This window comes from Egbenema bharatensis FJBBOT/2019 (assembly GCF_048077055.1).
Taxonomy (GTDB): domain Bacteria; phylum Cyanobacteriota; class Cyanobacteriia; order Elainellales; family Elainellaceae; genus Egbenema; species Egbenema bharatensis.
Map to the genome: position 1 here is coordinate 3,302,160 of NZ_CP182236.1, position 20,880 is coordinate 3,323,039.

18 protein-coding genes and 1 riboswitch are annotated in these 20,880 nt (G+C 50.1%); of the genes, 8 read left to right on the forward strand and 10 right to left on the reverse strand.

Going from position 1 to position 20,880, the window contains the following annotated elements:
- Nucleotides 1-491 precede the first annotated feature (491 nt).
- Entirely contained in the window at nucleotides 492-1,016 is a 525-nt protein-coding gene (locus tag ACM1PF_RS15345) for a hypothetical protein (protein WP_416676657.1), read from the forward strand.
- On the opposite strand, the gene ACM1PF_RS15350 is transcribed toward ACM1PF_RS15345, so the two are convergent.
- Nucleotides 1,013-2,719, reverse strand: a complete 1,707-nt coding sequence (locus ACM1PF_RS15350) for an alpha/beta hydrolase (RefSeq protein WP_416676089.1) — start codon at nucleotides 2,717-2,719, stop codon at nucleotides 1,013-1,015. The two genes, ACM1PF_RS15345 and ACM1PF_RS15350, sit on opposite strands and share 4 nt — an antisense overlap.
- 661 nt (nucleotides 2,720-3,380) lie before the next feature.
- Between ACM1PF_RS15350 and ACM1PF_RS15355 the strand changes: the two genes are divergently transcribed.
- Complete coding sequence (locus ACM1PF_RS15355; RefSeq protein ID WP_416676091.1) at nucleotides 3,381-4,334, forward strand: helix-turn-helix domain-containing protein; 954 nt, start codon at nucleotides 3,381-3,383, stop codon at nucleotides 4,332-4,334.
- A 180-nt stretch (nucleotides 4,335-4,514) separates the two neighbouring features.
- A complete protein-coding gene (gene bchD, locus ACM1PF_RS15360) occupies nucleotides 4,515-6,524 on the forward strand; it encodes a magnesium chelatase ATPase subunit D (protein WP_416676094.1) in 2,010 nt (669 codons plus the stop codon).
- Nucleotides 6,525-6,568: 44 nt separating this feature from the next.
- Here bchD and cobW read toward each other — a convergent pair whose 3' ends face one another.
- The 9 genes from cobW to ACM1PF_RS15405 all read right to left on the reverse strand — a co-directional run bounded on the left by cobW (nucleotide 6,569) and on the right by ACM1PF_RS15405 (nucleotide 15,473).
- A complete protein-coding gene (cobW, locus tag ACM1PF_RS15365) occupies nucleotides 6,569-7,615 on the reverse strand; it encodes a cobalamin biosynthesis protein CobW (protein ID WP_416676096.1) in 1,047 nt (348 codons plus the stop codon).
- Between the two features lie 20 nt (nucleotides 7,616-7,635).
- Nucleotides 7,636-8,016: a DUF1636 domain-containing protein gene (locus tag ACM1PF_RS15370; RefSeq protein WP_416676099.1), complete on the reverse strand. Its 381-nt coding sequence runs from the start codon at nucleotides 8,014-8,016 to the stop codon at nucleotides 7,636-7,638.
- Between the two features lie 54 nt (nucleotides 8,017-8,070).
- Nucleotides 8,071-9,378, reverse strand: coding sequence for a class I SAM-dependent methyltransferase (locus ACM1PF_RS15375; RefSeq protein ID WP_416676102.1), 1,308 nt, complete (start codon nucleotides 9,376-9,378; stop codon nucleotides 8,071-8,073).
- A complete protein-coding gene (locus tag ACM1PF_RS15380) occupies nucleotides 9,368-10,213 on the reverse strand; it encodes an acyl-CoA desaturase (protein WP_416676104.1) in 846 nt (281 codons plus the stop codon). The genes ACM1PF_RS15375 and ACM1PF_RS15380 overlap by 11 nt, the downstream gene beginning before the upstream one ends.
- 416 nt (nucleotides 10,214-10,629) lie before the next feature.
- Nucleotides 10,630-11,079, reverse strand: a complete 450-nt coding sequence (locus ACM1PF_RS15385) for a hypothetical protein (RefSeq protein ID WP_416676106.1) — start codon at nucleotides 11,077-11,079, stop codon at nucleotides 10,630-10,632.
- On the reverse strand, nucleotides 11,069-11,233 hold the full coding sequence (locus ACM1PF_RS15390; RefSeq protein ID WP_416676108.1) for a hypothetical protein: 165 nt from the start codon (nucleotides 11,231-11,233) through the stop codon (nucleotides 11,069-11,071). Before ACM1PF_RS15390 ends, ACM1PF_RS15385 begins: the two co-directional genes overlap by 11 nt.
- 310 nt (nucleotides 11,234-11,543) lie before the next feature.
- Nucleotides 11,544-11,689: riboswitch (cobalamin riboswitch) on the reverse strand.
- Between the two features lie 102 nt (nucleotides 11,690-11,791).
- Nucleotides 11,792-12,343: a nickel-binding protein gene (locus tag ACM1PF_RS15395; RefSeq protein ID WP_416676111.1), complete on the reverse strand. Its 552-nt coding sequence runs from the start codon at nucleotides 12,341-12,343 to the stop codon at nucleotides 11,792-11,794.
- Nucleotides 12,340-13,878, reverse strand: a complete 1,539-nt coding sequence (locus ACM1PF_RS15400) for a hypothetical protein (RefSeq protein WP_416676114.1) — start codon at nucleotides 13,876-13,878, stop codon at nucleotides 12,340-12,342. Before ACM1PF_RS15400 ends, ACM1PF_RS15395 begins: the two co-directional genes overlap by 4 nt.
- The gene (locus ACM1PF_RS15405; RefSeq protein WP_416676117.1) at nucleotides 13,872-15,473 is read right to left on the reverse strand and encodes a BTAD domain-containing putative transcriptional regulator; all 1,602 of its coding nucleotides are present in this window, start codon (nucleotides 15,471-15,473) and stop codon (nucleotides 13,872-13,874) included. The genes ACM1PF_RS15400 and ACM1PF_RS15405 overlap by 7 nt, the downstream gene beginning before the upstream one ends.
- A 543-nt stretch (nucleotides 15,474-16,016) precedes the next feature.
- On the opposite strand from ACM1PF_RS15405, the gene ACM1PF_RS15410 reads away from it, so the two are divergent.
- The 5 genes from ACM1PF_RS15410 (at nucleotide 16,017) to ACM1PF_RS15430 (ending at nucleotide 20,869) form a co-directional block, all read left to right on the forward strand.
- A complete protein-coding gene (locus ACM1PF_RS15410) occupies nucleotides 16,017-16,472 on the forward strand; it encodes an orange carotenoid protein N-terminal domain-containing protein (protein ID WP_416676120.1) in 456 nt (151 codons plus the stop codon).
- A gap of 499 nt (nucleotides 16,473-16,971) precedes the next feature.
- Nucleotides 16,972-18,531, forward strand: coding sequence for a fatty acyl-AMP ligase (locus ACM1PF_RS15415; RefSeq protein WP_416676122.1), 1,560 nt, complete (start codon nucleotides 16,972-16,974; stop codon nucleotides 18,529-18,531).
- 17 nt (nucleotides 18,532-18,548) lie between these two features.
- The gene (locus ACM1PF_RS15420; protein ID WP_416676125.1) at nucleotides 18,549-18,839 is read left to right on the forward strand and encodes a hypothetical protein; all 291 of its coding nucleotides are present in this window, start codon (nucleotides 18,549-18,551) and stop codon (nucleotides 18,837-18,839) included.
- A gap of 135 nt (nucleotides 18,840-18,974) precedes the next feature.
- A complete protein-coding gene (locus ACM1PF_RS15425; RefSeq protein ID WP_416676126.1) occupies nucleotides 18,975-19,238 on the forward strand; it encodes a hypothetical protein in 264 nt (87 codons plus the stop codon).
- Nucleotides 19,172-20,869, forward strand: a complete 1,698-nt coding sequence (locus ACM1PF_RS15430; RefSeq protein ID WP_416676129.1) for a fatty acyl-AMP ligase — start codon at nucleotides 19,172-19,174, stop codon at nucleotides 20,867-20,869. The genes ACM1PF_RS15425 and ACM1PF_RS15430 overlap by 67 nt, the downstream gene beginning before the upstream one ends.
- Nucleotides 20,870-20,880 lie beyond the last annotated feature (11 nt).

Below are 20,880 nucleotides of genomic sequence, written 5' to 3' on the forward strand. Positions count from 1 at the left end.
ACGCGATAGCATCCACATAAGGAAACCAATCTCTCCAGGTTCCATCCGTCAGGATTCCGGTACGAGCGACCTTTTCCATTACGGTTTCTGTTCAGGCAGGTTGGGCAATTTCCATTGCGAGCAACAAGCCAAGACCAATCAGTGATAGGGTTTTGTTCATACTCACGAAAAACTCACAATTTTGCATTACATTCTGAGGCATAGAGCAGCAGAAAATCTTTAATCCCTTGTCAAAGTTGGGCTAATCTCGATCGCAAGGGCTAGGTAATTCAAATATAGAAAGCAATCATAGAAGTAGAACAGGGAGCATTACTATCAAGACACGGCAACAAATCTAGAACCATAGCACCACTACTGCAACGATACAGCGCATCGCGCATCAATCATTAAGAATTCATGTTATTTCTTTTAGCAATTAGCGATATCAGGAGACGAAACAAGCAGCAGAGTTTGCCTCCTACCTCTTGTTGAAACCCAAGGACAACAATGGAATGACAGACCAAACAAATGACGGCAATGACGATTATTTAGAGCTTCGGAAAGAGTTTCTTGCAGGTCGGCAATTTTCCTTAGCTGAAGTAATTGGGCGGGAGGGTGGCTCTTTTTTGAAGGGAGAATCTCCGGTTCCAAAACTGCTACAAGCAAAAGCGGAAATTAATCTCTTTATCGATCGCAATTTGGTTGATTCATCAGGAGCATTAAAAGCGGTCTTACAAATCCTCGTTGCAACGGATGACGTGGATATCAGTCGGCAGCTGAACTCGCCTCTGAATGCTCTGCGTGAATTTCTAGAAACACTTATTCACAATCCTCAACTTTTGTATGAGTTTGTGAAGCAAGTTGATATTAAATGGGGTCAGTTTTACGGGGAGCGTCCCTATTTTCAGCAGCCTGGACAACTTCCCCATCCAGACGATGAATATACCCATGAATCGGTACATCAACAGCTCGTTGAACTTTTGCATAGGCTCAATTCTTATTTGTCAGCATACAGGCTCCCTACAAGCTCCTTCTAAAAATGATCTTCCTCTCTAACCAGCTCTCCGTTAATCATTTGCAATAATTGTTCCTGACTCAGCGATCGAATCAAACTGAACTCAAACGGGGGATCATCTAACGTTTCAACATAGAAGGGTTGAAGAAAAGCGCGATACTCTGAATTGTCGGCTAAATAAACTTGCAGAAACGCCAGCAGTAATGCTCTGAGATTGCTGCGAAAGACGCGCACTTCTGCTTCAATCTGCTCGATCGCCACAGAAGGGTCAACCGTCCGATTAATTAAAGTCGTCAACTCAACTGTATGAGAAGCACCCCGAACCACAATCAAATACTTCTCTGGTGCAGTGAGCCAGGTAAACGCATTTGCCTGCTCTGGAATGAGCGGAGCTGCCGGATCAAAACCACTGGACACTATCACCGTCGGGAGTTGAATCTGAGGTAAGCCCTGTTCTCCCAGAATGACGCTGTTGACTGGATTAACGGCGATAACCAAACGCACTCGCGGATCTTGTAAGCCCTGGGTCAACTGCTGTACTGCCTCAGGCTCAGTGGTTTCCAGTTCCAACGCCCGACACTGAAGCAGTAAAGCTGGATTGAGAAACTCAATGAAGGATTCTCGATCGCAGGAGCGATGCAGGTTATCAAAATCAGCAGTTGCTCCACCCAAAACGAGAGCGGTGTATGCCCCAAAGGAATGTCCTCCAACTGCCACTTCTTTCAGGTTCAAGCGTCCCTGCCACTCCGATTGATTACGTCGCTCCAGTTCATCGAGCAAATAGGTGACATCCAGAGGGCGATCGACAAATTCACGCGCTCTAAAAAACTCATTGGCTCTTCCGGCTAATACAGCCTGTTGCAGGTCTTTGTTGCTCCCAATATGTTCAGGTAGAACAGCGGCAAAACCATGAGAGGCAGAGTGTTGAGCAATTTCAGAAAAATCTTTGCGGCTGGAGCCTAGTCCATGGGAAATGACAATCACCGGAACAGAACCAGGTGCAGCATCTGGAATTTCAGGTAAATACAAATCAGCTGGATAAGTTCGATCGCGCTGGTCGTCTCTCAAGGTAATGGTTTGTGTAGAAACCTGAAAAGGGCCAGGCTCGCTTAAGCTGAGTACTTCAGCCGGAATCGGAATCTCGGTTTCAGAGGAGGCCCGGGCTAAGAATTGAATACCATCAATCACTTGATTGGTTTCTTCCAGGAATGTCTTCGCTGCCCGCAATCCTTCAATCAACACTTTCAGATCAACTCGCATTCCCTGGGTAGGAAACCGACGCAGCACATCAAGGATAGTAAACCCACCCGGTTCTGCCGCAGCCTGAACCAACGCAGCCCGCAGGGCATACAGTCCATTCTGTCGTCCTCCGGTTTGAATGCCCCGGCCGATATAGCGGAGGCTGGTTTCCCCGATCGGGTCATAGAAGCTCTGGGAAACGGCAACGGGATCTAGCTCATACCTTGTATTGAGAGCCCTTTGCAGCTCTTCCTCAAGGTCAGAGTCGAGAAAGCTTAAGAAAAACCGTAGATCAGCGTTGACCGTTCCATCCTCTGCATAGGACTCTAGGGAGGAAACGGAGACAGAACGCTCAAATAATCCGTAGCTGACGTAGAGCCTTTCGGCGGCACGGGCAGGTATAGCCGTTAAGAAAACCGAAACCGTAGCGAGAATCTGAAAGCGAAACCAGGAAGGGCAACGGAGGCAACGAAATTTAACGCGCATTGGATATGTTTAAGTAATCTATGAGTATCTTGAATCGATCGATACGAACTTGAACTGGCTTCACAAGATGTAACAAAGTGCGATCGCTGGGGAGCATCCCAATTTAGGCAAATTGAGCGATTCCCGTAGCGTAGGCAGCGTTTCGACTGAGCGCTCAAGCCGAAGTCTTGCCTGCCAGTCTAGCTATCCATCAAGCAAATGCAAAAGTGGGATACACCCGATCGATCAAACAAGATCTGCAAGCTATCTATAGTCACGGGCTGATTATAAGTTAGTGCTTCAATGATTGCCGTTTTTCGATAGATATCTTTAGCTTCTATGCGAATAATTAAGAAAACTAGTGTAATACCCTACGCAAATGCAGTGGAGCTTCATTGAAAGTTCTAACCATTTTGTTTTGAGTCGTTCTATGACTACTTTTACTGAAGTGCATCCATAACAAACCCTTGAATTATTCTTCTTTAAGCCAACACTGTTGAGGATCGGAAGCGGTTCAGGGTATCACCAACTGCGATGGACTACTCGGCAGTGTTGATGCTACTGAGCGCAGCAGACTGGAGGAGCCAACGTGTAGGGGCAGTTTCCCTACACCGAGATGAAAGTCTTAAACAATCTTTTATAGTTGTGAAATTTGCTATAAGTCATACAGCAGAATCAGCAGATGGGCAGTGAGCAATTCTTTTCTTTAACGAGCCAAGACATTGATGAAATTCCCACAGTTTTATCTGAGTGGAAAATGGAGTGGCGGCAGCTCTCTAGAGGTTGCTTTCATGGTCAACTGAAGTTTAGCCAGTTTGAAAGCATTGCGTTATTTTATATAAGCTGGAACCAAGCTGTGCAAATTCAAGGCATTTCACCACCAGAAACAATTGCTTTTGGTATTGAAATCAGCTCGCAGGGACAAGCCATCTGGCGAGGGTTTAAGTATGGTAATCAGGACGTTTTGCTCAGTTCGAACCGAGAGATTGATCTCAAAGTTCCTGCTGGATACGAAATGTTCATCATTGCAGTAAAACGAGATCTGTTTTTAAAGTATGCCGATTTACAGCAATGCCGTTTATGTTCAGAAGATTTGCAGAAGAGCCTGGGGCGAGCCAATGCATCTGCTCTAAACGCCATCAAAGCCTACCTTCAATCGAACTTTGCGCTGCTGGAGCAAGATCTTGATAGTAAAAAAATATATCCTGATGCCCAATCCATTACACAAGATGTCGTATCGCTGCTAATTACAGTACTTCTCTCTATGGAAGATTTCTCTGCACAGCCCTCCCATTCACTGCAGCGGATGCAACTTGTCAAACAGTTGGAACAGTATATGTTGGCTCACCTTGACCAGCCTCTCACCATTGAGCAACTTTGTGCAGTTGCGGGGATCAGCGAACGATCGCTCAACAATTATTTCCACGACTTGTTGGATATGAGTCCGATCGCTTACTTCAAAGCCCTCCGCCTCAATCGCGTCCGATCTGCACTGAAACTAGCTGATCCAACGATTGATAGGGTCGCCTCTATTGCCAAACAGTTGGGCTTTCAGCACATGGGCTATTTCTCAAGGGAATACAAAGCGATGTTTGGCGAATCGCCTTCCAAAACACTGTGGCGATCGGCTTATTAAACTCAAGCTTTGCAGAATTCTGATAGTCGTCCTGGTAGACTCTGTGCTAGAAATTAAAGCTGAAGCAATGGAACAGCTCAAATGCACGTCAGCGATAACCGTTGGATTACTGCCTGAGGATAATCTAATGCTTACTAATGTTTAAAAAAACCATTGAACGGGCTAGTGCTGATCCTGCCTATGACCGTGGCATCGGGGAAAACTTGCACCTCCACGATTACGACCTTTCCGTTAATGGCGATCGTAGGGCAGGCTGCAATCAAACTGGCACTGTTACTGCTAGCCGTCGATCCAGGCTTGGGAGGGGTGATCATTGCTGGGCGACGGGGGACGGCAAAATCAGTTATGGCGCGCGCCCTCCATGCCCTCCTGCCGCCTATTGAAGTGATCCAGGGTTCGTGCTTTAACTGTGACCCGGCTCACCCGGAGGATTGGGGCGATACAACTCCCCATTCCCCCCTTGCCACCCAAATCATTCCCACGCCCTTCATCCAGGTGCCAATTGGTGTGACTGAAGACCGTCTGCTCGGTTCTGTCGATGTCAACCAGTCTGTCCAACGGGGAGAAACCGTTTTCCAGCCGGGGCTGCTGGCAGAAGCCCACCGGGGAGTGCTTTACGTGGATGAAATTAACCTGCTTGATGCACACATCACCAACCTGCTGTTGACCATTCTGGCGGAAGGGTACAACCGAATTGAGCGGGAAGGCATCAGTATTCAACATCCCTGCAAGCCGCTGTTTATTGCCACCTACAATCCGGCAGAGGGCGATCTGCGGGCACACTTGATGGATCGATTTGCCATGGTGCTCAGTGCAGATGAGACGATGACAGTTTCAGATCGGGTTGAAGCCGTGAACCGGGCCATCCGCTATATGGAATCTCCCAAGGATTTTCTGAGTCAGTATGTGGATGAGATTGAAAGCCTCCAAACCCAGATCGTACTGGCGCGGGAAGGGTTGAAGCAGGTGCGGATCACGACCGAGCAAATTACCTATCTGGTGAACGAAGCCATTCGCGGACAGGTGGAAGGGCATCGGGCTGAATTGTTTGCCGCCCGGATCGCTAAAGCCCATGCAGCTTTGAATGGACGATTAGCCGTGAACGCCGAGGATCTGCGCTGTGGTGTGGAGTTGGCGATCGTGCCTCGGGCGATCGTGCCGGACATTCCCCCCGAACAGCCATCGCCACCACCGCCCAGCCCGGAACTGCCCCCCGAAGCACCACCTCCCGATCGCGTTGAACCACCGGAATCCCCAGAACCACCGGAACTAGAATTGGCTGAGATTCCAGACGAGTTTATCTTTGCCCCAGAAGGGGTCATTCTCGATCCGTCTGTTCTGTCCTTTACGCACCTGGCCCACCGTCGGCACGGTAAGGCAGGAGGACGCGGGGTGATCTTCTCTCAGGATCGGGGACGTTACGTCAAACCCATGTTCCCAAAAGGTGTGGTGAAGCGGGTGGCGGTGGATGCTACCCTTCGGGCGGCGGCCCCTTACCAAAAGGCCCGTCGTCAACGGCAGCCCGGTCGGCGTGTGATTATTGAGGAGAGTGACATCCGCATCAAACGACTGGCTCGTAAAGCCGGAGCCTTGATCATTTTCGTGGTGGATGCCTCTGGATCAATGGCCCTGAATCGCATGCAGTCTGCCAAAGGGGCCGTTCTGCAACTATTGGCAGAAGCGTACCGCAGCCGTGACCAGATTGCCCTGATTGTGTTTCATGGTGAACAGGCAGAAGTCTTGCTACCTCCCACGCGATCGATTACGGCTGCTCGTCGTCGCCTGAATCGCCTGCCCTGTGGAGGCGGTTCTCCCTTATCCCACGCCCTGGCACAAGCGGTACGCATGGGACAAAATGCCAGACAATCCAAGGATATTGGGCAAGTGGTGATTGCCTTGATTACCGATGGTAGAGCCAACATTTCCCTATCGCGCTCCCTGGGGCAACCGCTGTTGGGCACCGAGAAACCCGACATCAAAGAAGAACTCCTGAAGATTGCAACTGCCATTCGCACCCTGGGGATGCAACTCCTGGTGATTGATACCGAAAATAAGTTTATTTCCTCTGGTTTAGCCAGGGATCTTGCCCAATACGCCGCCGGTAAATACTATTACCTGCCTAAGGCAACGGATCGGGCGATCGCAACGATGTCCCAAAGTGCTCTACATACCGTTGTATCAGGGAAATAAAAGCTGCGGCTCACTCCAAAATCACCTGGATGTCGCTGGATTGATCAAGCAAGGATTCCCTCCTGAATGGCAGTGGTCACTTGCCCTGGATTGAGCGATCGCCCAATGAACACTAAACGAGTTTGGCGGGGTTCATCTGGCTGCCAGGGGCGATCGTAAAACGTATCAAACCGATTGCCAACGCCTTGAACGACTAACCGCATCCCTTTATTGGGCACCGCTACAAAGCCCTTAATCCGATAAATTTCATGCTGCTGTACCAGAGATTGCAAGCGATTGACCAACTCTGTCGAATCAAATGGCTGGTCGAGTACCACATGAACTGAAGTGATGTCTTCATCATGCTCATGATCCTCTTCCGTATCATGATGGCTGGAGCGGGAGTCGAGGTTATCTTCAACGGCTGCATTGAACCCCAGTAAAAGCTCGGAGCTAATTTCTCCTTGTTTACAGGGCACAACCTTTACCCCGTCTGGAAGTTCTTTTTGTAACCACTGCTGGATTCGGTGTTGAGTTTGCGAATCAACCCGATCGACTTTAGTAAGTAGCACCATATCGGCACAGGCCAACTGATCTTCAAACAGTTCTTCAATCGGAGTCTCATGCTCCAGGCTATCATCGGCTTGCCGTTGGGCTTCCAGGGCATCCAAATCACCCACAAATTGACCACTGGACAGGGCTTCGCAATCCACAACGGTCACAACGCCATCGACGGTTGCCCCGGTGCGAATTTCCGGCCAGCGGAAGGCCTGTACTAGAGGCTTGGGTAGGGCTAAACCCGAGGTTTCGATCAGGATGCAGTCGAGGCGATCGCGTCTTTTTAATAACTCCTGCATTGTCGGCAAAAACTCTTCCTGTACGGTGCAACACAAACAGCCATTGGCCAGTTCCAGGATGTTCGTATCGGGATCTTCATCGTCATCACAAACTTGACAGGATTTCAACAACTCAGCATCAATGCCCACTTCGCCAAACTCATTCACCAACACAGCAATGCGGCGACCCTGATTGTTCTGCAATAAATGACGCACGAGGGTGGTTTTTCCGGCTCCTAAAAAGCCTGTAACGACGGTGACTGGAATTTTGTGCATGAGTAAACTCCTGAATGGTTTTAAGGATGGGTCGGCAAGGGTGGTAGAACAGCATGAATGTTCTGCTTGACGGTTGCAGGGCGGTCTTTGTAGGGAACTCGGCCATCTAAAGCAGCGGTGTATTGACGGCTAAATTCCAGCAGATCTGATACTGAATCCGTGGGAGAAAGTTGACTCAAGATAAACGTAAGTTTGTTGGGAGCCATAAATGCTGCTGCACAGGCATGACTACACGCTCCCATACACCGAACAGGTTGGAGATTAATGGTTGCTTGATCAGACTGGGCCAGTTCGTCGCTCAATCGGTCAAAGAGCATCTGACCCGGAATAAAATCAATTTTATTCAATTGTGTTTCTGAAAACCGACAGAGGATGCAAACAAACAAAGTATCTTCAGACATAACCGTTGGATAAAAAATTCAGGTCAGTCAGTATTGCAAGAACTGTACCGATCGCTAAACAGAAAATGACATTGGTACATGCAATTGCCATTGCTTACCTTTGTAAAAGAGAAGTTGATAAACGTGTAAACCACCATAGCGAAATGATGCTTCAAACGATTGCAGATAGAGATACCACATGCGGAAAAATCGTTCATCGTAGCGGGGATCAAGGGCGGTGATCGTTGTCCAATTGGTTGTAAAATTCTCCGCCCATCGTTTCATCGTTTCAGCATAGTGCGGTTTCAAATTTTCGCAATGTGCGACTGAGAGTTTGGCTGCCCATAGTTCTTGAGTCAACTCATGCAGTTGCGGTGCATAACCACCTGGAAAAATATATTTATCCACCCAGGCTCCATTGCGTTCATTACTTTGAGTGGCGATCGTGTGCAGTAATCCAATGCCATTGGGTGTTAGCAGTTGGAAGGACTTTTGCATGAACGTGGCAAAACTCCCTTTACCCACATGCTCAAACATACCAATACTGACAAACTTATCGTATTGTCCCTGCACCTCTCGGTAATCAGCAATGACGATCTTGAGCCGATCGCTCAATCCTTTTTGCTCAATCCGTTCGCGCGCCAGCGTGGCCTGTGGCTCACTCAGCGTTATTCCAGTTCCAGAAATGCCGTAATGTTCGGCGGCATAGATCAACATTCCGCCCCAACCACAACCGATATCAATCAGCGATTCTCCGGGTTGGAGTGCCAGTTTGCGACAGATCAACTCATACTTCTGACGCTGCATTTGTTCCAAAGAGTCGGTTTCCTGAAGCTGATAGCCACAGGAATAGGTCAGCGTCGGATCCAAAAACTGCTGGTAAAAATCATTGCCCAAGTCATAGTGATGCTGAACATTCTTGCGACTGTTTTGAATCAGAATGGGTACGGTTCGCAACCGTTGTGCGATGATTTTGAGTGCCAGGGCAAGGGTGACTCGATCCCGCGCTTTTGCATAAACATTACTACGATAAAATAGCCCAATCAGTTCAACTAAATTATTATTCTCTTCATCCCACCAACCATCCATATAGGCTTCACAAAAGCCCAGCGTACCGAACGCTAAAAGGCGATCGCAGGTACCAGAATTGTGAATGATCAGATGCAGGGGCAGATCAGAACCCACCTGACCAAAGTGGAATACTTTGCCTTGCGGATTTGTAACCGTTAGATCACCAACTTCAATCAGGCTAAAAAGCTGATAAAGATAGCGTTCTCCATCGGGTAGTTCATGGATACAATCTGCCAGGTCAACGGTATGCCTATCACCCAACGCTGGGTGATCCGGTTGAAGGGAGTCTGGTTGAGATCGGTTAATCACCATCTGCTGATTCCTCTGCATCCAATGTTAAATGTGCGGTTTTGACATTCGTGGCTAGTTTCAACTTCTCCAGTAATCGAATTGTCACCCAGATCAGATCAATTTCCCACCACCGCCAGCCAAACCGGGCTGAGGATTGACAGCCATGATGATTGTTGTGCCAGCCCTCGCCAAAGGTGAGCAATGCCACCCACCAGCAATTTGTAGAGCGATCGCCCACCTCAACATTACGATAGCCAAACTTGTGACAGGCACTATTGACAAAACAAGTGCTGTGAAAGCCCACAAATAAGCGAACGAAAATACCCCAGATCACAAAGGGCATTCCCCCCAACCCGTAGAGGAAGACCGCTAAGGCAATTTGCAGGGCAATGTAATGGTTGTGACAAAACTGATAGAACGGATCATCGGCAATATCTTTAGTGAAGCGGCGCAGTTCGCTACGCATCGGAACTTCATGCATCAGCCAACTGATGTGACTCCACCAGAAGCCCTGGGTAGAATCATGGGGATCGCCAGAGCGATCGGCATACAGGTGGTGCATCCGGTGATAGCCCACCCAGCCTTTAACCCCACCTTGACCGGCCAACGTGCCACAGAGAATCAGGAAATATTCCAGCCCTTTTGGAACTTTGAAACTGCGATGACTGGCCAGGCGATGAAAGCCGAGGGAAATACCCAGGCCGATCGTCAGCCAGTAGAGAAACAAGGCCACTCCAACGGCTGCCCAACTGAAATTAGCCGGAAAAACGGCAAATAATGCTCCCAAATGTAGTAGAACGGTGAATGTAATCACATTCCAGCGAGGACGAGGGAAGGTCGAATCAAGGTTAATCAAGCAGTCTCTCCTGATTGGGAATAGGTTTGATGAGTAGGGTGTCTATCTGTAAGATCTATAAGATCTATCTCTAAGATCTATCTGTAAGACCAGTAGAAGGACGATCGCTCCTAAGAAAATGTTCATCCTGTGAACACTTGAAATGATGTAATACCAAATTGAGGAAGTGAATTGGTTTGAGAGACAACTTGATGTTTCACAAATGGATAAACGGATGGGGGAATTTTTCCAGCGCGATGCAGATGATACTTGAGCATAATGGGTTTCAAGGCAGTAACCGATCGCCGGAGAATGAGTGCTACAAATGAGTACACCACGTTCTCCACTCAGGTATCCTGCCCAGGCATTGTAGCCGATTGCCAACCAATTCGTAGCAATAAATTCCTGCTGCCAGTCCATTGGTTCAGCAGATTCACTCATAGCATCCTCCGGGGTGTAGGGTCTTCCAGTTGGAATTCTGACCAACGCTGCTGCATCTGCTGGTAACAGTCTGCGATCGGGATCGCAAAATTTTGGAGCAGATTAATCTCGGCTCGTCCATTTTCGTGAATCAACAGCAGAATTTGTTGAACGGGATCATAGGTTTGAACAGTATCGGTCAGACGTTCAATTAAGGTTGCCTCCAGGTTAAGAGACTGTAAATAGGCTGAAACATTGGGTAGAGGCACAAACCGGACGGTATACTCCACAATGTCAGTGTGCCAATCCACAGACCCATCCGCGACAATGAACCCATCGCAGACCACCATACCCCGTCCCTGAGTGATAAACCCCTGCCATGCGGCATGTCCCAGCGGTAGCAGATTTTCCCGAATAAATTGATTTTGCCAGTAGCCGCAACCGACTTGCCAGAGATCATTTCGCATCGGCTTTCTCCTGAACTTGCCGTGCTGCTACCACCCTGTGGTTTAGAGTGGGAATTCCTTCTTTCCAGTATCCTTCCAGAGCCTTTCCCACGTCTTGGTTGTTGGCACTACGGGAATATTGCAGCGTTGTAGTTTGCATGTTTTGCAGGGGCATGATTGTAGGATCTTGATGCTGAGAATAGTTGTAAAAGCTGACTTCACTCCTGTAACCAACAGGCAGAGTGAATTGATTGAGTCGTGCAACACAATATTCACCAGGTAGAATTCAGTACTCTCCAAAAGATCTACCATAGTCGCCGTTCAATGGGTGACCTCCAAAAACGGATGCCTGAACAGAGCTGATTTTCTACAAGCTGGCAAATTCAAGTGACGACGCTACAAATTCACTCAAGAGAAATTGCCCTAAGCTCAATGAATCGTTTAAAAGCTAAGTTAGCCATCATCCGTACCTCGCAGATGTTTATGTAACGGGTTGACAAATCGGTGGGCATTCTGACTCAGAGAGTTGCACCTCTCCTTACAGCTGCGGGACAGCGGCAGATTTGCACTGCACTTTCCCCCTTGCGTCTGATGGCTGCTCCCCACCAGAACCGATATAAGTATTTGAAGATTAGCACAATAAGGGGGTGACAACACATTCTGATCTCAGAGCACTAAAACCTCTAGCGGAGTACGCTGGAAGTTCATAATTCTGTAGGGAACCCCAGACAGATCAGGAAATGGGCTGGATCAGCGTACCTTGCCAGATGTATTGAACAGGAATTTTGGCTCTGCGATAGAGCGATCGCACCTCCTCGACATTGGCAGTGGCAAACAAACCGACCGCATGGGTTCTATCCAACGCCAGGACGGAAACACGCTGAATGTTTAACTCCTCCAGGTCTGCCTGCATTTGTTGTTGGGTTGCCTGATCGTCCTCCGGGGTAATGGGTGCGTTGTAATGGCTCTCAACAATAATCAACGTAGCGTGTTGGGGGAAGCACTGGGGAAACGGAGGAACTTTTGCTGACGCTCGCTCGGCTGTCCAGACGCGCTGAAAGGGCATGCGGGCCTGGCGGCAAGCTTCCCGCAATGACTCGGCGTAGGGTGCATCAAACAGGCAAATCGAGCGATCGCCAGTTGATGACACCAGGGAACACAGCCAATCAACGTGGCGGACTTCCAGGCAGGAGTCGATCGCATGATTGTGCTGCATCCAGTTGTCGTAGGTCATCGTTCCAGGGAGCGGAGGTGAGTGGGTTCGCTCCAAAGCAACGAGTTTCATGGGGGAGCCTCCAGTAGATCTGACTGAATCAATAACTGCTCTAGATGCGCCAAGGCTTTCTGGGCACGAGCACTCAAGGGCTGATTCTTGAGCTTGGCTTGTAGTTCGCGGTGATGGCGTTGGGCACAGGCTAGGTTGCCCCTCTGGTGGCTGGCCTGGATGATAATTGACCACGCCAGGGCAATTTCGCTGGGATTATCTACCATCTGAGCTGCTTCTAGAGCTTCCTCGGCCCGGGTCACAGCTTGGAGAAGATGCCCCTGTTGCAAATCCCACTGTCCGGCGATCGTCTGAATGTAGGACAGGACGCGGGGAGAATCGATCTGAATCAGATCCTGGCGTGACTGCTCCAACAACACCGTAGCCTGTTCCAGATCATCCTCTTCCTGCAATAAATATTGAGTCACTGCATTCAGGGCTGCCGCATGGGGTGCCTCACTCCCTTCTCCCATTTGCGCTGAAACATGGAGCAGTTCGCGGCAATAATCCAGAGCCAGGTCAGGCGATCCGCGTTCCAGTTCCAACATCACCAGATTCATCAAACATGCACATTCTCGCCAGTGATCCTGAGACAGTTGCGCCATCAGCCAACCCTGACCCAGCAACGATCGCGCCTCCTCCAGTTGCCCCTGATAGCGACGCACACAGCCCAACCCAAAGGGGATATCGATTGTATCCAACCCCAGGCGATCGGCGATCGATTGGGCTTCCAATAACAGAGCTTCGGCGCGGGTCATTTCCCGGCCAATTTCTGCTAAACAGGCTCCCGTATGGGCCAGCATATACATCGTGGTGGCTGGGCTGGCCGTGCGTCCCTGTTCGGCCGCTCGCAGGGAATGCTGATGAACGGCGCGCAGGTTGCCATGATCGTAGTTCAGCACAATCAAAGCCTCTAAACCAGTTGCCTCTTCATCCTTGAGCTTCAGTGCAACGGCTGCCTGGATCAATTGCTGGATCTGCTGTTGGAATGGTGCTGCCTCAGCTTTAGGCACACCTGCTTTGACCAACACCTTCAGCAAATTTAGCTGCGATCGTACCCGTTGGATCGGCTCCAACGACTGACAGTGACGCATTCCCCGCTGGGCCAATTCAGCCGCTTCAGCATAGGCAAACAGTCGCAAACAGCGTTCAGCCGCCATCAAAGAAGCTGATGCTGCTAATTCGTGATCGTTCCCCAGAGCAGCGTGATGAGCCACATCGTTGATCAGATGGCTGGTGGGAGTGGCGATCGGATTCAATGCCCGGGCAATGTGGGTGTGAATGAGGCAGCGGCGCGGGTCGGAAAACTGCTGATAGGCCACCTGTCGGACAATATCGTGGGCAAAGTCGTAGAAAATTTCCCCTTCGATCGAGCTGCTGGGCCGAATCATGCCATACTGTTCCAGCTGATCGATCGCCGTTAATAAACGCGGTAGCGACCAGTCCATCACCCGGGCTAGCGTCGTTGGATTAAAACTATGTCCCAATGCCGCTGCCCAGGAAACGAGATCTCGCGTTGCATCATCCAGTTGGGCTAAACGACCTTGAATCAGCATTTCCAGCGTTCCCGACGAAACACGGGCTGCGGGAGATTGGGCCGAATCATTTCCAGAATAAACAGAGGATTGCCGCCACTGTTGGTAAAAACCTGGTCGTAGTCTAGTGCAGGTTCAGCGTATTGACTGTCAACCGATTGGGCTAAGTCCACCGTCTGTTGCCGATCGAGGGGAGCCAGTTCCAGGGTTTGCAGCCGCTGTTCTCGATGGAGGGCCTGAATGAATTTAAAAGCTGGACGGTTCGTTTCAATCTCTTTTTTGCGGGCAGCACAGGCAAACCCGATTGGGATTGCATGACTCAGGAGGCGCGACACGTAATGCAGGAAGGCGATCGAGGTTTCATCCAGCCACTGAATATCATCCAGCACCACCAACACTGGAGCCGTCTCCCCCAACTGCGCCATGAACTGGGTCGCCAGATCAAACAATCGTCCCCGGTTTAAGTTGGCGGAGAGGTCAGCATTCAGCACCAATGCCCTTAACTCTTTTAAAAAGTCCGTCGCTCCGATCGTCTGAAACGCATCAACCCAGGCTCCGTAGGGCCGCAGCATTTCTGCCTCAAACCCTCTCCCCCAGAGAACATGTCCGCCGATCGCCTGCATTTCATGGGCTAATTCTTCCAGCAGCCGAGTTTTGCCAATGCCAGGTTCTCCCATCACCAGTAGCAGCCGAGTATGAGTGCGATCGCGGCAGTTAAGCATCCATTGCTGAACCACAGCCCATTCCGTTTCCCGTCCGGTGAGGGGGATATCCAAAGGGGGGCGGGGCGGATGAATGGTGATTTCAGGAAGGGGGGGAACGGGCGCAGGAAAACGGGTTTGGGCGGCAGCGGCACAGCTTGCAGGGGGAAGGGCATCCTCCAGGGTCAACAGTTCCTCGTACAGCTTGCAGGTGGTGGGACTGGGATTCACCCCCAACTCTTCTTGCAGCACCGTCATACATTGGTGATACACTCGCAAAGCACCGGCCCGATCGCCTTCCTGGGCATGGAGGCGCATTAGATGGCAATAAGCCGGTTCATAGAGCGGGTCAATTCGCTGCAACTGTTGGGCGTAGTGAATCGCTGGCCGGGTGTGATTTTCCTGGGTCAGCAAGGTAATCAGCATTTCCAAACCCGCGATCGCCTGTTGCCGCAGTTGGTCACGGTAGGGCACAATCCAGTCATCATAACAACTGGGAAGCAAATCCCCTTGATAGAGCCTGGCTGCCTGTTCCAGAGCGGATTGGGTGGGATGAGTCGAGGCGATCGCTGCTTCAAAGGCAGCAATATCCAGAAAGCAATCCGAGTTTTGCACCCACTGCACCGTTTTGGGTTCAATCCGCAACCAGCGATCGGACTCAGGCATTAACTGTTTTAATTCATGGAGTCGTCGGCGCAGGTTAGCTTTAGCATCGGCATCGGTGACATCGGGCCAGAGCTGTACGGCTACTTGCTGTCGGGGTTGTGGCGTATTTCGATGCAGCAAAAGGAAGGCCAGTAGTGCCTGTAACCGCTCTGAATTGACCCCAGCGACGGGCAGTCCATTGGCGATCAGGCAAAATTCCCCAAATAGCTTGATGTGGAGATCAGTAGAGCCAGAATTTTGAGGGGACAAGCAGGCAAATGAAGGTTAGAAAATACCAAAATTTTAGGATGCTAAATCTGCGATCGGCTCAAACCGGGGGGAAACTTAATCTTGGGAGCATGTCACTTTTGTCGCCCTCACCCTAAATCCCTCTCCCGAAGGGCGAGGGACTTCGATCCGGTTCCCCTTCTCCCCGCCTGGGAGAAGGGGTTAGGGGATGAGGGTTAGACTTGCAAACATGACATGCTCCCCTTAATCTTTGGGGTCATCCAGTGCGGAGAAAGCAGATTGAAACCTGCGGTCATTTCACCCATTCGTTACATTTTGTAATCAGGAACACAACCCGCCTCCTGCCCCGACTTTCATCTGTCAAAAGGGACAATCTAGATCCACGCCCTGAAGTAGAGCCAGAAAATCGACGTTATTGGTTAACTTTTGTATACGGATGAGAACTTCTCATACTCAGGTTTCAGCACTGATCTGGGAAAAATACAGGAACTCTAGTTTGAAAGAGTGTTTTCTTGTGTTCAGTTCAGTCGCGGGAATAGACTTTGACTCGATCAGGAGAATTGTATGACGTACACTACTGACAAAACAACTCAGAAAGCATTTGAGCAATTTCAACGGTTTGATGTTGATACGCAGCTTGCCCTGCTTTGGTATGGTTATCTTGACATTAAGGAGCAGCTCCAGCCTACACCCACTTCCTCCACCGAGGATACGGGTGAAGCTCTGTTCGATCGGATTAAAGCTGGTTCAAAAGAGGAGCAACTGCAAGCCCAGCGGGATATCGCAACCTGTGCCAATACCGACATTAGCAAAGCCTACAGTGCTTTGAGTTCTAGCGGCAAAATATTCCTCTGGCTGCGATTAGCTCAAGGAATGGAAAAAGGAGCGATCGTCCAACTGCCCTCAGACTATCAATTACCTTCTGAAACAAAAGAGTTCGTGAATCAGGTCAAGAAGTTGAACTTTGAGCAACGCATTAACCTGACGCGCAGTGTAGTGGTGGAAATGGGCGCGAAGTAATAAGGGTTGATGCAGGGTGATGGCGTACGGCGATTTGTGAGTGAGTCCCGTGGTTGACCTATCCACCTATCTCTGCGTTCCTACCCCAAGTGTTCTACCCTCATACCCTGGACATGGATCTAGACATGAATCGCTATGTCCGGGGTTTCTGCAATTTGAATACACTCACCCGACCTGATTTGCCTCATGCCAGCTTTTTTGTAACGAACTATTTTTTAAATACTCTATCTACAGAGTGAATTATATTAAGCCTGAATGTGTTCTGAAGTACACCTGCTCTGATTTTTCTATGGCGGTAGCAACTGCTGACTTCACCCTGTTTATTCTGCGAATAGCGATCGACAAAAGCTGTACACCTTATATATCAAGTCTTTCAAAAAAACAATCTAATTATTAAAAAAGGTTTAAATCAGGAATAGAAACAGAGGAAGGGGAGTCAAAAAAGGACGGAGTCGGAGAGTCAAGGTTCCTGAAAAGGGTTGAACATTTAATTCATTCGATGAATAACGCACTATATTTGTTGAATGAAGATATGGCTAACAGGTATATGTCTGGTTATGTCCATTCAGCGGATGCCCAACTGGCAGTGGAGCAATCTGCGACTTTAATTGAACTGTTACGTCACCGCGCTTTGAAGCAGCCCGATCGCATCGGGTTTACGTTTCTGGCGGATGGTGAGACGGAAACCGATCGGTTGACCTATCGGGAGTTAGACCAGCAGGCCCAGCAGATTGCAGTCCATTTGCGATCGATCGGTCACCCTGGCAGTCGAGCCTTGTTGCTCTATCCGTTCTCTGCCACGCTGGAGTATATTGCTGCCTTTTTTGGCTGCCTCTATGCAGGGGTGGTTGCCGTTCCCACCTATGCCCCTCGCCCCCACCAACCGTTGGACAAGCTCCAGCAATTTGTCGCCGATTCTCAGGCAACCCTGGCTCTGACGGTAGATTCTCTCCTGACACGGATTGAACCCTGGATCAGCCAACATCCACCTCTGACATCCTTACGCTGGGTTGCCACCGATCGCCTTTCTGAGCCTACAACAGCCTGGCAGGAACCTTCGGTCACCGATGACACCCTGGCCTATATCCAATACACCTCTGGCTCCACCGGACAGCCTAAGGGCGTAATGGTGACGCACCAGAATATTTTGCACAACTCCGCCATGATTTACCGCAGTTTTGGGCACTCGGCGGCAAGTCGAGGGGTGATCTGGCTACCGTTGCATCATGATATGGGGCTGATTGGGGGGGTGATCCAACCGATTTATGGTGGGTGTCCGGTGGTGCTGATTCCACCAGGAGCTTTGATTCAGAAGCCCGTTCGCTGGTTGCAAGCCATTTCCCGCTACCGGGCGACAACGAGCGGTGGGCCAAATTTTGCCTATGAGGTGGCCTGTCAGCGGATTTCCCCAGAACAGCGATCGCAACTCGATCTGAGCAGTTGGAAAGTCGCCTTTAACGGGGCCGAACCTGTGCGGGCAGAAACCCTGGGGCGTTTTACTGAAACCTTTGCATCTTGCGGTTTTCGGCGATCGGCTTTTTATCCGTGCTATGGCATGGCAGAAACCACCTCTTTCTTTTCTGGAGGGGACAAGGCGATAGAACCGACGATTTTGTCCGTAGACCGAGCTGCCCTAGAGCAGGGACAGGTGGTAGAAGCAGAGCCATCTGCCGCAACTCGATCGATCGTCAGTTGTGGGCGGGTGGAGCATGGACAGACAGTGGCGATCGTTGATCCTGAGTCCTTCACGGGCTGTGGAGAGGGGCAGGTAGGCGAAATCTGGTTGGACAGCCCCAGCCTGGGCAAGGGCTACTGGAATCGGCTGACGGAATCTGAACAGGCGTTTCATGCCTATCGAGCCGATACCGGAGCGGGCCCCTTTTCCGGACGGGCGATTTGGGATTTTTGCAGGATGGGGAACTGTTTGTTACGGGTCGTCGGAAGGACATTATCATCATCTGGGGACGGAATCATTATCCCCACAACATTGAACAAACGGTCGAGCACAGCCATCCGGCACTACAATCTGGGGCAAGCGCTGCCTTTTCTCTGGAGCTGAATGGGGAAGAGCAGTTGGTGGTAGCCCAGGAGGTCGATCGCAGGGCGTTGCGCACCCTGGATGGGGATGCCGTGATTTTGGCGATTCGGCAGATGATTGCGGTGCAGCATGGTGTCGATGTGTTTGCGGTCGTATTGCTCAAACCGGGGCAGTTACCAAAAACGTCTAGCGGGAAGGTGAAACGCCATGCCTGCCGGGAGCAATGGCTGGATGGACAGTTGGATGTTGTTGGGGAATGGCGGCGGGATGAGGTCGATCAGCGTCAAGCCCTTCAACCTTTGGTAGATTCCGAGGGTGAAGAACCCTAGCAGAATTTAATTAAACCGATTGTTAAGCCGATTGGTAAACAAAGGGTTAGATAAAGGGCGGGACAACGGGTTAGACAAAAGGCGAATCAGTTCCATCAGTGGGTTGCCTGACTGGATGAAAAGGGTGAGGATTGAATGACTGTCAAATTGCGACTTGAAACCATTGCGGATATCTTGCACGATCGAGGGCAAAATCAGGCCGATCGCACGGCATTTATCTTCCTCCAGGATGGAGAGACAGAATCCGGGCGGTTGACCTATTTTGAGTTAGACCAGCGGCCAGGGCAATTGCGGCCCAACTACAAACCCGCACTCAGCCAGGCGATCGCGTCTTGCTGCTGTTTCCTCCCAGCTTGGAGTATATTGCGGCCTTCTTTGGCTGTCTGTATGCTGGGGTGATTGCCGTTCCCGCCTACCCCCCTCGTCCGAATCGATCGCTCCAACGGCTTCAGTCCATTGCTGCCGATGCCCAGGCCTCGATCGCGTTAACCGTGTCTACTACGCTGACGAGTTTAAAGCGGCAATTAGCTCAAACCTTAGAGCAAGCAGCCCCAGAACTTCAGAATTTACACTGGTTTGCCACTGATGCAATTCCCAACACCCTGGCGCAAGACTGGCAACCTCCTATCTTCAACCCAGATGCGCTGGCCTTTCTTCAGTACACCTCTGGCTCAACGGCTGCCCCTAAGGGAGCAATGATCACCCACCGCAATTTGCTGTACAACCTGGACTTGATCTATGAGTATTTTGGTCACAGTGCGGACAGCATTGGTGTGTTGTGGTTGCCGCTTTACCATGATATGGGACTGGTGGGGGGAGTGCTGCAATCGGTCTACGCCGGTTTTCCCGTCACGTTAATGTCGCCGCTGGTGTTTTTGCAAAGTCCAATTCGCTGGCTGCGGGCGATCTCCCACTATCGGGCCACGACAAGCGGTGGGCCAAACTTTGCCTATGATTTTTGTGTTCGTAAAATTACGTCAGAACAGCGATCGGGACTGGATTTGAGCAGTTGGACGGTGGCTTTAAACGCAGCGGAACCCATTCGCCCTGAAACGCTGGAGCGGTTCACTGCAACCTTTGCTCCCTGTGGCTTTCGGCGATCGACCTTTTTCCCATCCTACGGGATGGCAGAGGCAACGTTGATGGTGTCTGGTGGATTGCATACGGATGAACCTGTGCTGAAGACGGTGCAGGCAACGGGATTGGCACAGCATCAAGTCATTCCAGCGAACGCAGATGATCATGCACCTGATCATATAACTAATCATGGGATTGCTCATACAACTGATCATGCAGCTCATCCTCCAGTAGAGAATGCCACCGATCAGGATAACTCTCATGGGACTTCTCTCCAAATCCGAACCCTAGTAAGCTGTGGGAAAACCCTGCGTGATCAACAAATTGTGATTGTCCATCCAGAAACCCTGAGCCGCTGTGCGGCAAACCAAGTTGGGGAAATTTGGGTCGCGGGTGATAGCGTTGCGAAAGGCTACTGGGGAAATTTAGAGGCCACAAAGCGAGACTTTCACGCTTACCTGGCAGATACGGGGGAAGGCCCATTTTTGCGAACAGGCGATTTAGGATTTTTAGATCAGGGTGAGTTATTTGTCACGGGTCGCTTGAAGGATGTGATTATTATTAATGGACATAATTACTATCCTCAGGATATTGAAACCACGGTAGAGCTGTGTTCTGAGGCGATTCGCCCAACTTGCTGTGCTGCCTTTTCGGTGGACTTGCATAACACAGAACAGCTAATTGTATTGGCAGAAGTCGATCGCCGGTATTTTAGTCGCACATCCGGTCATCCTCAAACTGCTAAAAACAGCTCACAACCTAATGTAAAAGACATTACTCAAGCAATCCGGCGATCGGTACTAAAACAGCATGATTTGCAGGTCAGTTCGGTTGTATTGCTAAAGCCAGGCACGATTCCCAAAACATCGAGCGGCAAAATCCAACGCCATGCTTGCCGAGATCTTTTCCTCAAACAAAATCTAACGGAAATCGAGATACCCATTCATGTCTAAGCAGGAGCAAC